The 13,794-nt window shown below is 67.6% G+C and carries 10 protein-coding genes, 1 tRNA gene and 2 pseudogenes; 9 read left to right on the top strand and 4 right to left on the bottom strand.

The features are described 5' to 3' along the window. Positions 1-111: 111 nt before the first annotated feature. The 9 genes and pseudogenes from ACZ7IB_RS23400 to ACZ7IB_RS23360 all read left to right on the top strand — a co-directional run bounded on the left by ACZ7IB_RS23400 (position 112) and on the right by ACZ7IB_RS23360 (position 8,064). Positions 112-450, top strand: coding sequence for a MerR family transcriptional regulator (locus tag ACZ7IB_RS23400; RefSeq protein WP_470915300.1), 339 nt, complete (start codon positions 112-114; stop codon positions 448-450). 765 nt (positions 451-1,215) lie between these two features. After that, on the top strand, positions 1,216-1,419 hold the full coding sequence (locus ACZ7IB_RS23395) for a cold-shock protein (RefSeq protein ID WP_030304224.1): 204 nt from the start codon (positions 1,216-1,218) through the stop codon (positions 1,417-1,419). 320 nt (positions 1,420-1,739) lie between these two features. After that, positions 1,740-3,254, top strand: coding sequence for a DEAD/DEAH box helicase (locus tag ACZ7IB_RS23390; RefSeq protein WP_470915298.1), 1,515 nt, complete (start codon positions 1,740-1,742; stop codon positions 3,252-3,254). 44 nt (positions 3,255-3,298) lie between these two features. Further along, positions 3,299-3,703 (top strand): CBS domain-containing protein, encoded by a 405-nt coding sequence (locus ACZ7IB_RS23385; protein ID WP_266359507.1) that lies wholly within the window; start codon positions 3,299-3,301, stop codon positions 3,701-3,703. A gap of 54 nt (positions 3,704-3,757) precedes the next feature. Beyond that, positions 3,758-4,069 (top strand): SCO5918 family protein, encoded by a 312-nt coding sequence (locus ACZ7IB_RS23380; protein WP_327368876.1) that lies wholly within the window; start codon positions 3,758-3,760, stop codon positions 4,067-4,069. A 425-nt stretch (positions 4,070-4,494) separates the two neighbouring features. After that, positions 4,495-4,887, top strand: coding sequence for a DUF6415 family natural product biosynthesis protein (locus ACZ7IB_RS23375; RefSeq protein ID WP_470915296.1), 393 nt, complete (start codon positions 4,495-4,497; stop codon positions 4,885-4,887). A 311-nt stretch (positions 4,888-5,198) separates the two neighbouring features. Then, positions 5,199-5,366, top strand: a complete 168-nt coding sequence (locus ACZ7IB_RS23370; RefSeq protein WP_266359515.1) for a hypothetical protein — start codon at positions 5,199-5,201, stop codon at positions 5,364-5,366. A gap of 13 nt (positions 5,367-5,379) precedes the next feature. Further along, positions 5,380-6,057: pseudogene (locus ACZ7IB_RS23365) on the top strand (JmjC domain-containing protein); the annotation flags it as partial. 408 nt (positions 6,058-6,465) lie between these two features. Further along, entirely contained in the window at positions 6,466-8,064 is a 1,599-nt protein-coding gene (locus tag ACZ7IB_RS23360) for a site-specific integrase (protein WP_470915346.1), read from the top strand. 39 nt (positions 8,065-8,103) lie between these two features. Here the strand turns inward: ACZ7IB_RS23360 and ACZ7IB_RS23355 are convergent. The 4 genes and pseudogenes from ACZ7IB_RS23355 to ACZ7IB_RS23340 all read right to left on the bottom strand — a co-directional run. Further along, positions 8,104-8,176, bottom strand: a tRNA-Lys gene (locus ACZ7IB_RS23355). 91 nt (positions 8,177-8,267) lie between these two features. Then, positions 8,268-9,821: an amino acid permease gene (locus ACZ7IB_RS23350; RefSeq protein WP_470915294.1), complete on the bottom strand. Its 1,554-nt coding sequence runs from the start codon at positions 9,819-9,821 to the stop codon at positions 8,268-8,270. 142 nt (positions 9,822-9,963) lie between these two features. Continuing rightward, complete coding sequence (locus tag ACZ7IB_RS23345; protein ID WP_470915292.1) at positions 9,964-13,065, bottom strand: FG-GAP-like repeat-containing protein; 3,102 nt, start codon at positions 13,063-13,065, stop codon at positions 9,964-9,966. A gap of 384 nt (positions 13,066-13,449) precedes the next feature. Then, positions 13,450-13,794: pseudogene (locus tag ACZ7IB_RS23340) on the bottom strand (DEAD/DEAH box helicase); the annotation flags it as partial.

Here is a 13,794-nt window from a genome sequence, read left to right as displayed (position 1 = left end):
GGAGGAGGGGGGGGAGGGGGGGGGGGGTGGTGGTTCCGTGTGTTTCTCTGTCGCCCCCCCCCCCCCCCCCCCCCCCCCCCCCCCCTCCACGCGTTCCACAGAGAGGTGCAAATGACAGCAGACGACTCGTTCGGCCGTCTCAACGACGACGACTACCCTGCCTACACGATGGGCCGGGCCGCCGAGATGCTCGGTACCACACAAGGTTTCCTCCGCGCCATCGGAGAAGCCCGCCTGATCACCCCGCTGCGTTCCGAGGGCGGCCACCGGCGCTACTCCCGCTACCAGCTGCGCATCGCCGCACGCGCCCGCGAACTCGTCGACCAGGGCACCCCCATCGAGGCCGCCTGCCGCATCATCATCCTCGAGGACCAGCTCGAAGAAGCCCAGCGCATCAACGCCGAATACCGCCACGCCACCGAATCAGAGAACCCGACGACCGCGGGCTGACGCGTGGCTTCTGGGTCAACTGCCTTGACCAGGATGTTCCCTTCGCCCACATCTTCGTCGTGGGCGTTCTGCTGCGGCGGAGGAGCCAGGGTGACCGCCTCCGTCTGCCGCATGTCGTAGGACGCTTCATCGGCAGGAAGGTGTGAGGCAAGGGCCGCGGGAACTGTGAAGTGGTTTGACGCGCAGAACGGCTGCGGCTTCACCGCCCGGACAGTGGCGGCTCGGACGTGTTCGCCCACCGTACGGCGATCAGCCCGCGCGCGGAGCGTACTGCTGCCCCGGGCAGGTCCTGCTGTCCGACTGGTTCGCACGAACGCTGGGCGTCGGCCGCCTTCAGTCTCAGTCCATGGTGGTGGGATCTGGGGCACTCGTGAGAGCGCCGCGCAGCAGCGCTGCGCTGATCTGCGTCGGGACCCGTATACGGGCTGATGGGCCGCCGTAAACGACGACCGCTCTTCCTGGAACGCTGCGTTCCGGGTGGATCAATATCTATGACCGCGAGACGAGAGTTTAATGTGCCGCGCGGACAGTGTATTTACTGCAACGGGCAGAGCGGAATTATTGACCGTACGCAGGCCGCTACCGCATGCTACTGTCGATCTCAGTTGCAGTCGTGGTTCCCAAAAACCTCAACGCCTTTCGTCGGCATTTTTAGCCGCGGGAAGCGTTTTGTATTTCCGGTCATCTCCGGGCGGGGCATCATCGCGGCGACCCGGTATCCGTGGATTGCGGGTTCCGGCGTACTGCCCCACAAGGAGATATGACATGGCGTCTGGCACTGTGAAGTGGTTCAACGCGGCCAAGGGTTTCGGCTTCATCGAGCAGGACGGTGGCGGCGCTGACGTGTTCGCCCACTTCTCGAACATCGCCGCTCAGGGCTTCCGTGAGCTGCTCGAAGGTCAGAAGGTCACCTTCGACATCGCGCAGGGCCAGAAGGGCCCGACGGCTGAGAACATCGTTCCTGCCTGACGCTGACGCGCACTTCGTAGCTGGGGCCCGCATCCCTCGGGGTGCGGGCCCCAGCTACGGGCATTCCCCGGGGCTTCCCTGTGGGGCAACGACGCCCGCAGATCCCTCTCCAGGAATGCGGACCTCTTTGAAGATACACCCGTAGACGTCCGGGATCTCACGTCCGCATGACGTCACCCATTTCATCGCCTGCACTTGCACCGGATTCACCGCGGGCCAGATCTGCTTTCGCATTTCGTTCGGCTCGTTCTTGTGATTCCCCGCGCTGTTCTTCTGCTGCGAGAATTCCTTGATACGTGCCGTATCAAGGAAGGTTCTGAATGAACCCCTCACGTACGAACAACCGCTCCTCCCGCAGCCGTACCGGCGGTCCCGCCTTCGGCTCCGGCGCCGGTTCGCACCGGGGCAACCGCTTCGGCACGCCCGCCCCGAGCCGTTCCGGAGGGCCGAGCCGCCCAGGCGGCCGCGGCCGGCGGCCCGCGGCGGCCTCGGGCGAGTTCGCCCTGCCCAAGACGATCACTCCCGCGCTGCCCGCCGTCGAGGCGTTCGCCGACCTCGACATGCCCGAGCAGTTGCTGGCCTCGCTCACCGCGCAAGGCATGAGCGTCCCGTTCCCGATCCAGGGCGCGACCCTGCCCAATACCCTCGCGGGCCGCGACGTCCTCGGTCGCGGGCGCACCGGCTCCGGCAAGACCCTCGCCTTCGGCCTGGCCCTGCTGGCCCGCACCGCCGGGCAGCGCGCCGAGCCCGGCCAGCCGCTGGCCCTGATCCTCGTGCCGACGCGTGAACTGTCACAGCAGGTGACCGACGCTCTTACCCCCCACGCACGCTCGGTGAGGCTGCGCCTGGCCACTGTCGTCGGCGGAATGCCGATCGGCAGGCAGGTCAGCGCGCTGCGCCGTGGTGCCGAAGTCGTCGTCGCGACGCCGGGCCGCCTCAAGGACCTCATCGACCGGGGTGACTGCCGGCTGAACCAGGTCGCGATCACCGTCCTGGACGAGGCCGACCAGATGGCCGACATGGGCTTCATGCCACAGGTCACCGCGCTCCTGGACCAGGTCCGCCCCGAGGGCCAGCGGATGCTGTTCTCCGCCACACTCGACCGCAACGTCGACCTCCTGGTCCGCCGCTACCTCACCGACCCGGTCGTCCACTCCGTCGACCCGTCCGCAGGGGCGGTCACCACGATGGAGCACCACGTACTGCATGTCCACGGCGCCGACAAGCACCGGATGACGACGGAGATCGCGGCGCGCGAGGGCCGGGTGATCATGTTCCTGGACACCAAGCACGCTGTCGACCGGCTGACGCAGAATCTGCTGAGCAGCGGGGTGCGGGCCGGCGCCCTGCACGGCGGGAAGTCGCAGCCGCAGCGCACTCGGACCCTGTCCCAGTTCAAAACCGGGCATGTCACCGTGCTCGTCGCGACGAACGTCGCGGCGCGCGGTATCCACGTCGACAATCTCGACCTCGTTGTCAACGTCGACCCGCCGACCGACCACAAGGACTACCTCCACCGCGGCGGCCGTACCGCGCGGGCCGGCGAGTCCGGCAGCGTCGTCACTCTGGTCACCCCCAACCAGCGCCGCGACATGAGCCGCCTCATGGCAGCCGCCGGCATCGTGCCGCAGACCACTCAGGTCCGCTCGGGCGAGGAGGCACTCAGCCGGATCACCGGCGCCCAGACCCCCTCCGGCATTCCCGTGACGATCACCACGCCGGTGGCCGAGCGACGTCAGCGCAGCCGCAGCGCGGCCTCCCGCGGTCGACGCAGCCCCGCTTCGACTGCCCGGCGCACGATCGTGCGGCAGTCCTCCTTCGACGCGGCGGCCTAGAACCCTTGATCAGAAAACTGGCCCATCTCTGCAGGAGGCACATCTTGGCACTGGTTCAGATGCAACCCCGCCCGGCGAGCGCCACCCCCGCGCACAGGACAGTGGCCGACACCATGGACACGGCCGGACCGCAGGTCTGCGACGACATGACCATCGAAGTCGCCCTGGCCGTCATGACCAGTGCCCGCACCGAGCACCTGCTCGTCTGCGACAACGACGGCCTGTGCACCCAACTGGTCACCCAGGCCCAGCTCGCCGCGGTCCGTGACAGCCCCGCGTACACGGACCGGGTCCAGCTACGCGACATTCTCGACAACCGCGGACCGTTCACCTCACCCGCTACCACGATCGCCGAAGCCCAGCACGCGATGCGCGGCCGCCGGCCCGGTGCCCTGCCGGTCGTCGACGAGCAGGGCAGCGCTCCGGGCGTCCTCGCCCTTGCCCACTGAACCGCCTCACCGCGGCGAAACCATTCCCCTTCATTCTTCTCCCTGTGAGGCATCATGCGTTGTGTCATCGCCCGCTTCCCGTTCGACCTCACCAAGAGCGGCGTCCTGGAATCCATGAAGGGCATCAAGCCCGAACAGGTCATCGGCGAGTCCGTGATCATCGGCCGCCGCACCTACCCCGTCAAGCAGGTCGGGCAGGTCATCACACGCCAGGACCGCCGCGATTTCAGCGCCGGCGAAATCCTCCGGGCCATGACCCAACTCGGCTTCACCTGCCCCGGCCTTCCCCACACCGCCGCGCCCACGCGCGTCCTCAACCCGTTCCAACAGGCTTCCGCGATGCTCGGCGCCCCTGCCGCCGTCTGACCGACGCGCAGGCGCAAGCCGCCACCAAAACAACAGTGAGGGTCCTCAGCGCGCAGCAGTGGATTCAGTGGTCGGAGCAGCTGAAGTCGCCCATGGTCCAAGCGCTGACGTCATCGATCGCCACCAAGACCTCCGACCGCTCAGCCAGCGCGAAACGGCGGAGTGGTCGTACTTCAGGGTCATACCGACCTGGACACCGGTGCGGTTCACCGCATTGGCGAGCTGGGTACGCGACCATTGCGCCTGCTCAAGCAGGGTTTCGAGTCCCGTATTGCGGTCGTCCTGGGGTGCTTTGGCCATTGCCAACTCCCGTAGGTTTCACGGCTTTCACGGTCACGCCTCCCTCTTACGGTACCCGGATGGGCACATCCCGCAGTTAGCTCTTCACACGCCGCAACCAAAAGCGGACACGAGAGGAGCGCGTGATGACCGCCGTGACAGACAAGGACCGATCCCCGAGCGTCGACGCTGCCGATCCGGAGGCACTGCCGATCGACGTCGAAGCCATCAGCGATGTCGTGACTAAGGCTTTGGCCATCACGCTTTCCATGCCCGATCGGCAGGAAATCGACCTGACAGCCACCCAGTTGCGTGGAGCGCTGAACCTTTTCGTGACGGAAGAGCTGGGCTTCGACGAGGACCCGGTCGTTCGACAGATGTACAGGGACGCCTATCGCCTGACGGAGCTGAACGCCCGGCCGACCGCTGAGACTCCGCAGTTCGTTGCCTTCGAGTACACGCGTGAACTCGGCCGACTGACGAGACGTTTCGTCAGTCTCTACCGCGAGCGCCGTCCGGAGGGCACGAGCGATGAGTAGCCACCGGAGACGCCGGTGACCGACAAGCGGCGGCTGCACGACTGGCGTGAGTGGGCGGGCGCTCTCCTCCCCTTGCTTGCCACCGCCCCCCTCGGCCTTCTGATCTGGTATTTCGGCGACCACTAGCCCCACAGACTCCGCCTCCGAGCGACGACTCATGGCTTCCCCAACGGCCTGACGCCGCAGAGGCGGGAAGAACCCTGCCCGGCTGTTCTCGTGAGGGTCGGCAGTCGGGCGGGCGGGCGTACGACGAGTGCGGAGGACCGCTCCGTACTCGACCGGCAAGTGCAAGAGAAGAAGAGGAGTCAGCGATGGAGATCCAGCACGAAACGCAGGCGGACTCGGCGCACACAGCCCTGACGGCGCCCATCACGGGTGACAGCCTGCTCGTCGCCCGTGCGCAGGTGAAGGCGGCGCGGGAGCGTGCGTTCATCCCGTCGGACAACACCGGCGGCCGGTCCGACAGCAACGATTCCTGACGGGACCGGACACATGACCGCTCAGCCCCACGCGGTCGTCGAACGCCTCGGCGAGGACTTCCTCGCCGAGGCGTTCGGCCGCACCTTCCGCGTCATTCCTGGCGATGCCCAGTGCATTGCCGGACTCCTCGACTGGGACGACCTCAACGAGATCATCGCCCGGCACCGCCTGGAACCACCGCGGCTCCGTCTCTCCGTCGACGGCGTGGTCGTTCCCCTCGACGCCTACACCGTGCGTGAAGTAGCCAGACGCCGAACGGTATGGCGTCGAATCCACCCCGCCTCCCTGCACGAACAGCTCGCCCAGGGCGCCACCATGGTGATCGACGCATTCGATGAACTGCACCCAGGCGTACATGGCCTTGCCCATGCTCTTGAGGCCAGGCTCCGCTCCAAGGTCCAGGTGAACCTGTACGCCTCCTGGAAGCCGCGCGAGGGCTTCGGGGTGCACTGGGACGACCACGACGTGGTAGTCGTCCAAGTGGACGGCCGGAAACGCTGGAAGATCTACGGACCGACCCGCGTCGCCCCCATGTACCGCGACGTGACCGAGACCGCCCCGCCGCCCGACGAGCCCGTCGCAGAGTTCGTCCTCACACCGGGGGACATCCTCTACCTGCCCCGTGGCTGGTGGCACGCCGTCTCTGCGTCCGAGGGACAGCGGTCGCTCCACTTGACGTGCGGGCTCAGCTCCACGACCGGCGTCGACCTCGTGTCCTGGGTTCTGGACACCCTGCGAGCAGAACAGACAGTCAGGGCAGACCTCCCTCATTTCGGGTCCTCCGATCAAAAGCAGCATGTCGTTGACCAGCTGCGCGACCTGCTCGTCAAAGAAATGGCTGACGGAAGCCTGATCGATCGCTACTTCCAGCACCGGGACGCGGACGAGCCCGTACGGTTCCGGCCCAGCCTGCCCTTCGTGGACGCAGTACCGGCCGACCCTGGCGTCAGGGCGCGGATGCTCACCGCACGCCACGCGCTCAGCACGACGGACGACGGCAACGTCGTTCTGACGGCAGGCGGCGAGTCCTGGACCTTCACAGCGCCCGCACTGCCCTTGCTGAAGCGTCTCGCCGACCGCGCCCTCGCCGGCGCGCCTTTGAAGGGCTCCACACACCGCCGCTGCTACTGCCGCGACCCCAAGACCGGCAAGCCGCTCGGCAAGAAGTGCCCCAAGCTCACCAGCCGCAAGCACGGCTCCTACTCCATACGCCAGGAACTCCCACCCCGTGAGGACGGCACCCGCCGCTCCTTCAACCGCGCCGGCTACGAGACGCTGAAGGCGGCACAGTCCGACCTGGACCATGTACGGGCTCTCATCTCCATCGCCGATTCCGACGACGAGCACGACCTGGCCCGCATCGCGGCCCTGCTCGAACAGGTCGCGGACGAGAAGGCTCCGTTGCCCGACGTCGAGGACACCCGCAGGCGCTTCAGGGCGGGACTGGACCTGATCGGCCGACGTACCGTGGGCGAATGGCTCGACCAGTGGCTTCTTTCGAAGAAGTCACGGAAGACGACGCTCAACGGGTATGCCTCGCACATCCGCGTGCACCTGAAGCCGCGCATCGGCCATGTCCGCCTCGACCGTCTCAATGTCGGCCACCTGGTGGAGATGTACGACGGCATGGCCGACGCCAACGAGGTGATCCAGGCGGAGAACCTCGAACGCCGCGAGCAGATCGCCAGGTGCAAGCCCAGCAAGCCCGGCCGCCCCATCGCCACCGAGCGGGCACGGCTCGCTGTCGAACGGGCGAAGCTCGCCGAGATGAAGCCGTTCCGGAAGATCACCGGCCCAGCGACGCAGCAGAGCATCCGGCGCACGCTGCGAGCGGCTCTGAACGCGGCGATCGCCCAGCAGTACATCACCTTCAACCCGGCCTCCCACGTCGAGCTGGAGTCCGGCAAGCGTCCTAAGCCCCTGCTCTGGACGACCCAGCGGGTGGAACGCTGGCGTGCCACCGGTGAGCTGCCGTCACCGGTGATGGTCTGGACGCCGGCGCAGTTCGGCACGTTCCTGGACGCGGCCGAATCCGATCGGCTCTACGCCCTCTTCCACCTCGTCGGCACCCGTGGCCTTCGCAGGGGCGAGGCCGTTGGCCAGAGCTGGACCGATGTCGACCTGAACGCCGGCCTCATCACCCCGGCCAAGGAAATCGTCGTCGACGGCTGGGACACCTACGAGTCCGCCCCCAAGACCGACGGCAGCGCCAGCACGATCGCGTTGGACAGCGTCAACGTCGCTCTTCTGCGGGAGCACCACAACGCGATGCTGAGCGCCCGGGAGAAGTGGGGCGACGCCTGGAATGAGACCGGCAAGGTGTTCACCCGCGAGGACGGCTCCTGGCTGCACCCGGAGACGGTTTCCGAGACGTTCCGCCGCATCCTCGCCACCACCGACCTGCCGCCGATCACCCTGCGCGACCTGCGTCACGTCGCGGCCACTCTCACCCACGGCGGGGGTGGTGATCTCCACACGATCAAGGAGACACTGCGCCACTCCACCATCACGCTCACGTCGGACACGTACACGAGCCTGCTGCCCGAGGTCGACAAAGCCGCGGCAGAAGCCGCCGCCGCGCTGGTGCCACGTGCCCGTAAGGCCCCCGCCGTAGCCCCTGCTGTCGGACCGTCCGCTCACGCAAGAGGCCGGGAACGACGAAGCGCCCCGACCGGACGAAGCCGATCGAGGCGCTAAGTAGCAGGTCAGATGGGGGTTTCCCCTCCCTGCTTCGCGTAGGCCGTGTGGGACTCGAACCCACAACCAACGGATTAAAAGTCCGCTGCTCTGCCAATTGAGCTAACGGCCCTCGGCGAATCACCCCTGAGCATAGCCCGCCGGGGCCCGGCCGCCGATCGGGTATCGGTTGCCGGGCCCCGTCGCGACGGAATCAGGAGGTTTCAGAGGGGCTTCACCGGGGTGCCGGCGGAGCTTCCGCGAGGTTCGTCGGTGGCGGTAGTGCGTTGGTGATTCGGGTTGAGGAACCAGTGCCGGGCAGAGGCCAGCCACCACGTCGCGGCGAAGCCGAGGACCACCAGGACCGCGATGGGGGCGTAGTTGAACGTCTCCCAGGTGACCGGCGAGACCTGCGGCAGCATGAAGAGCACCGTGATGATCAGGACCCAGGCCACCGCGACCACGCCGATCGGGCGGGACCAGCGGCCCAGGTGCCAGGGGCCCGGGGTGAAGTCGTCGCCCCGGAGCAGGCGGAGCAGGGTGGGGATGACGTAGGCGATGTACAGACCGATCACGGCGATCGAGGTCACCGCCGCGTACGCCGTGACGTTGATCAGGTACGGGAGGCCCAGGGCCAGGGCGCCGAGAGCGGCGAGCCAGACCGCGGCGACGGGGGTGCGGGTGCGGGGGCTGACCGTGTGCCAGACGCGGGAGAAGGGCAGGGCCCCGTCCCGGGAGAAGGCATAGATCATGCGGCTGTTGGCGGTCACCGACGCCATCCCGCAGAAGAGCTGCGCGCCGATCACGACCAGCAGCAGGAGCTTGCCGGTGGTGGCGCCGAGGGCGTCCAGGAGGATCTGGGCGGGCGGGGCGCCGGTCGGGGTGTTCAGCGCTCCGTCGTACGACTGGATGGCGAACGTGAAGCCGAGGAGGAGAACGAAGCCGGCGATCCAGGAGGTCCAGATCGACTGGACGATGCCGCGCGGGCCTGCCGTGGCCGCGTCGTGGGTCTCCTCCGTCATATGGGCGGAGGCGTCGTAGCCGGTGAAGGTGTACTGGGCCATCAGCAGACCGAGCATCACGACGTAGAAGCCGCTGCCCCAGCCGGTGTTGTTCACGAACTCGGTGAAGACGAACGACGCCGACTGATGCGAGTCCGGTACGAAGGTCAGGGCGCCGACGATGACGGCGACGCCGATGACGTGCCACCAGACACTCACGCTGTTCAGTAGCGCGACGATCCGTACGCCGAAGGTGTTGAGCAGACCGTGCAGCAGCAGGATCGCGGCGAAGAGCAGGATCGTACGGGTGGAAGTGACCTCGAAGTCGAACTGGAGGTTCAGATACGCGCCCAGGAAGGATGCCGCCCCGAAGTCGATCCCGGCCGTGACGGCGACCTGGCCGAGTACGTTGAACCAGCCCGTGAACCAGGCCCAGGCCGCCGCCGAACGCGGCGGGGCCAGTCGGTGGGCCCAGAAGTAGAGACCGGCGGAGGTCGGGTACGCCGAACAGATCTCGGCCATCGCCAGGCCGACGAACAGCGTCATCAGGCCGACGCCGACCCAGCCCCAGGTGATGACGGCGGGACCGCCGGTGTTCATGCCGAACAGATACAGCGTCAGGCAGCCCGAGAGCACCGAGATGATCGTGAACGAGACGGCGTAGTTGGCGAAGGCGGACATCCTGCGGGCCAGCGTCTGCGTGTACCCGAGTTGCGCCAGACGCTCCTCGTCGGAAGCGCCCGGTGGCGGCTTGTCCTCGCTGATGTCTGTTGTCATGACCCCAGCGATGCCCTCGCCCCGGAGTACGCATGCCGCCGCCGTGGTTACGACTGGGAAAACATGGCGCAGCACGACGCAAGGGCGCGGCCCGCAGGCCGCGCCCTTGTACTGAGGAGTCGCGTCCGGGGAGGTGTGTACGTCAGGAGAGCCTGGAGTACATCTGCCAGCCGCTCCCGACCTTCACCCGTGTGGCGAAGAGACCCTTGCCGTCACCCCGGTAGGCCCACAGCACCCCGGCCGTGTCGCGAGCAAGGAGATCGGCCTTGCCGTCACCGCTCGCATCGCCGGCTCCGACCAGGGAGTTGTAGATCTGCCAGCCCCCGCCGACCTTCACCGGGGACGCCAGGCTGCCCTGACCCGTCCCGGCATAGCGCCACAGCACCCCGGCCTTGTCCCGCGCCAGCAGATCACCCTTGCCGTCACCATTGAGATCACCGGCGCCGGCAAGCAGATACCCCTTCCAGCCCGCACCGATCTTCACCCGCGCCTTGAAGACCCCGGCGCCCTTGCTCACATACAGATACAGATCACCCGTAGACGTCTCACGGGCGAGCAGATCCGCACGGCCGTCGCCGGTCAGGTCACCCGGAGAAGTCAACGCGTCGTACACATTCCAGCCCCCACCGACCCTCGTGTACGCAGTCGTCGACTTCAGCGCACCACCACAAGCCGGCTTGTACACCCGCAGGTCACCGCTCTTCACCCGCACCAGCACGTCATTGCACCGGTCACCGTTCACATCATCGAACGGCGCCGCCGACGTCACCGCATCGGCACCTGTCCAACCCGAACCCGACACCTTCGAACTGACCCCGCCGGTCCCATTGCCCGTGCCACCACGGAAATCGGCCACACCCGCCGACGTGAACGCCAGCAGATCACCGAACCCGTCACTCCCGACGAAGTCACGACGAACAGCCGCACCACCCGTCAGCTTCACCGAACCCGACGCCGACAGAGCCGCGCCCTGACCATCAGCCGGCTTCGCCGACAACGTCCACGTATACGCACCATCGGCGACGAGCCGCCCCGCCGCGTCCTTGCCGTCCCACCCGGCCTTCACCAGCCCGCGCGCCTCACCACCGGTGAGGGTACGGACCGTGGCGCCTGTGGCCCTGCTCTTGAACGTCACCTGCCACGAGGCCGCGGGCTTCGACAGCCACCAGCGAGCCGACCAGGACGGAGCTCCGCCCTTCGCCGACGTCGAGGCCGGTACGTCGGAGTCGATGTGCGCCAGCGGCGAGGCGGGAATGCCCAGGTCCGCGACCGCGATGTTGCCGTCCGCCTGTTGATAGGCGATGCGTCCCGTACCGGCGTCTATGGCGTACTGCTCCTCCCGCTCGCCGTCGCCGACCATCCGGTACGTGTCCACCACTACCGGGGTCGCGCCCCGAATATCGGTGATCTTCACGTCCGGCCCGTTGCGCCAGGCGACATAGCCGTCGCCGAGCACCGAGACCGGTTCGGTATGCGTCAGATTGGTCTTCTTCGCGAGGTCGAAGACACCGCCCCTGGCCGGTAGTCCAGCACAGTCCCAGCTGAGCCAGTGCGAGGTGACCTTGATGTCCTCGGCCGTGCACCCTGTACCGAGATCCACGGTCTGCTTCGCCGCACCGGTCCGCACGTCATAGCCGACAACCGTGCCGTTCTTGGCGCCCGCGCCCCATACCTGGTCGCCGTACAAATCGGAACCCCGGGAGCTGACGGCTATGGTCGCGAGCATCGTCCTGGTATCCAGGTCAATGACGGCTGTCCCGGTATACGTACCGTCGGTCCGGCGGCCGAGACCCATCGCGTAGCGCCCCGACACGTCCTGAACCTGGAACGAAACGAGCCCAGGGACCGACAACGGGGTGGCCTCGGTACTGCCCTGCCCCACCAGCGACGGCATGTGGTCGCCACCACCGTCCGGGGCCGGCTGGATCACCGTTCGCCCGTCGCCCGTGGCGAAAATGTCCGGGCATCCCTCTTCGTCCGTGCACTTCGCAAGGTCGAAACCACGGTCATCGGCAGGCCCCGTGCTTCCTGCAGCGAGCGGCCCCGTCACGGAAACCGTCCGCGACCGGAACGCGTTGCGCTGATCCGGCATGACCTCCAGCGATTCGAGCGTGCCCTGGCTGAAGCTGAGCCGGCGCGGCCGTGAAGTCGCCGGTGTGACGTCCGTCAGCTTGCCCACCGTCGGTCCGCCGTCGCCCGGACGGATCAGCTGCACTCCCAGTCCGTCCGGAGCCGAACCGGCGACCACGAGCAGCCCGCCGGCGGGAGTGGGCATGGCGTCGGCGCGCCCGTAGGCGAAGAGCACGGTCTCCGGCCCGCCGTCCGGCGGCACGGTCACGAGGCGGTACGGAGTCGATCCGCCCTGACCGGAGGCGCGGGCGACAACCAGCTGTTCCCCCGTGACACCGAGAAGCTTGTCGCCCTGCGCGTAGGGAAGGTCCCTCACCTGGCTCACGGGCAGGGGCCCGGACGATGACGTGCTGTTCTTCGCATAGAACGTCGCCTTGCCGTCCTTGGTCCACTCCACGACGTGGTCCCGCGTGAGCACCGTCGAACCCGACTCGGCCGAGGTTTCGGGACCCACCGGGCGGGCCTCTCCGGTGGACAGAGAGATCCACAACGGACGGACGTGGCCGCCTTGCTCGTACTGCACGAGAACACCATCGGCCCCACCGGTGACCGCCTTGACGGGCCGCTCGGCGCCGTCGGGCCATCCGGCGACCTTGGTGTCCTGGACGGCTCCGTTCACGAGGCGCAGCAGATGCCACTCCGGCGCGGCAGCGGGGCTCGTGCGGCTGTATGTCACCACCCTCGTGCCATACGTACCCACGTATTGGTGCCCACCGGGCAGTTCCAGGTAGGAATTGCTCCCGGCAGCCACGTCGTACAGCCGGATCTGGCCGGGGTGGAAATCCCCACGGCTCTGGAACGCGGCCACCACGTCCGCCCCGGCCCCGTAGGTGCCGTCGGCGTCGGGCCCCTCCGAATCGTTGTAGATGGTCTGGTCCTCGCCGCCGTACGTACTCCAGTACTGGCCGCGCCCCTCCTCGTATCGGAGGTACCCCGTGGGTCCGGCCGACAGGGGAACGACCGTTCTCGGCTGTGCGGCGACGGTTGCGGGGAAGACCACCTCGTCACCGGCTGCCGCACTGGCGGGCCCCGCCGCCAGTGGTACGAACCCGGTCCCGATACCGATTGCCGCGACAGCGGCGACAGCACTGCGTACGACCGTGTGACGTCTCAAGCTGGGTCCCTCCCGGACACCTCGGAAAAAGGCATGGGGAGGACGCGGCAGAATGCGCCGCGGTCTGTGCGAAGTGAAAGCCCCCCGGCCCCAACCCCCCATGCGAGTGGACCGACTTTAACAGCAGCCACACAGGCACCGATAGAGAAAATCGAACCCGTTCAAAGCAAGAGGGCCCGCACAACTCCGAGTTGGTGTCGTGCGGGCCCCGAGCAGCGAGGCAAGGGATTCAGGAGAGGCTGGGGCACATCTGCCGGCCGCCGCCGACCTTCACCCGTGTGGCGAAGCGGGCCCATCCGCCAATCAAAAGCGGGCCCAACTCCTGGAGAGTGGGCCCGCTTTCGGGTTCAGCTGTTCAGCTGTTCAGCGACGTGCGCGTGAACGTCAGCCGTTGCGCTTCCAGCGCGGCTTGTCGTCACGGCGGCCGAAGGAACCGGTGTTGGTGCCGGTGCCGGTGCCACGGTGGTCGTCGCGGCGGCCGGTCGGACGGTCGCTGCCACCGGAGCGGAAGCCGCCGGAGGGGCGGTCGTCACGACGGTCGCGGTTGAACGGACGGTCGCTGCCACCGGAGCGGAAGCCACCCGAGGGGCGGTCGTCACGACGGTCACGGTTGAACGACGGGCGGTCGTTGTCGCGGCGGTCGAAGGAGCGGCCACCACGGTCGTCACGACGGTCGTTGGAGCGGAAGCCGCCCGACGGACGGTCGTCACGACGGTCGCGGTTGAACGA

It is taken from the genome of Streptomyces sp. NPDC037301 (assembly GCF_055602785.1).
Note: the sequence above shows the minus strand (reverse complement) of the source record. Positions and strands in the feature narration are given on the sequence as shown.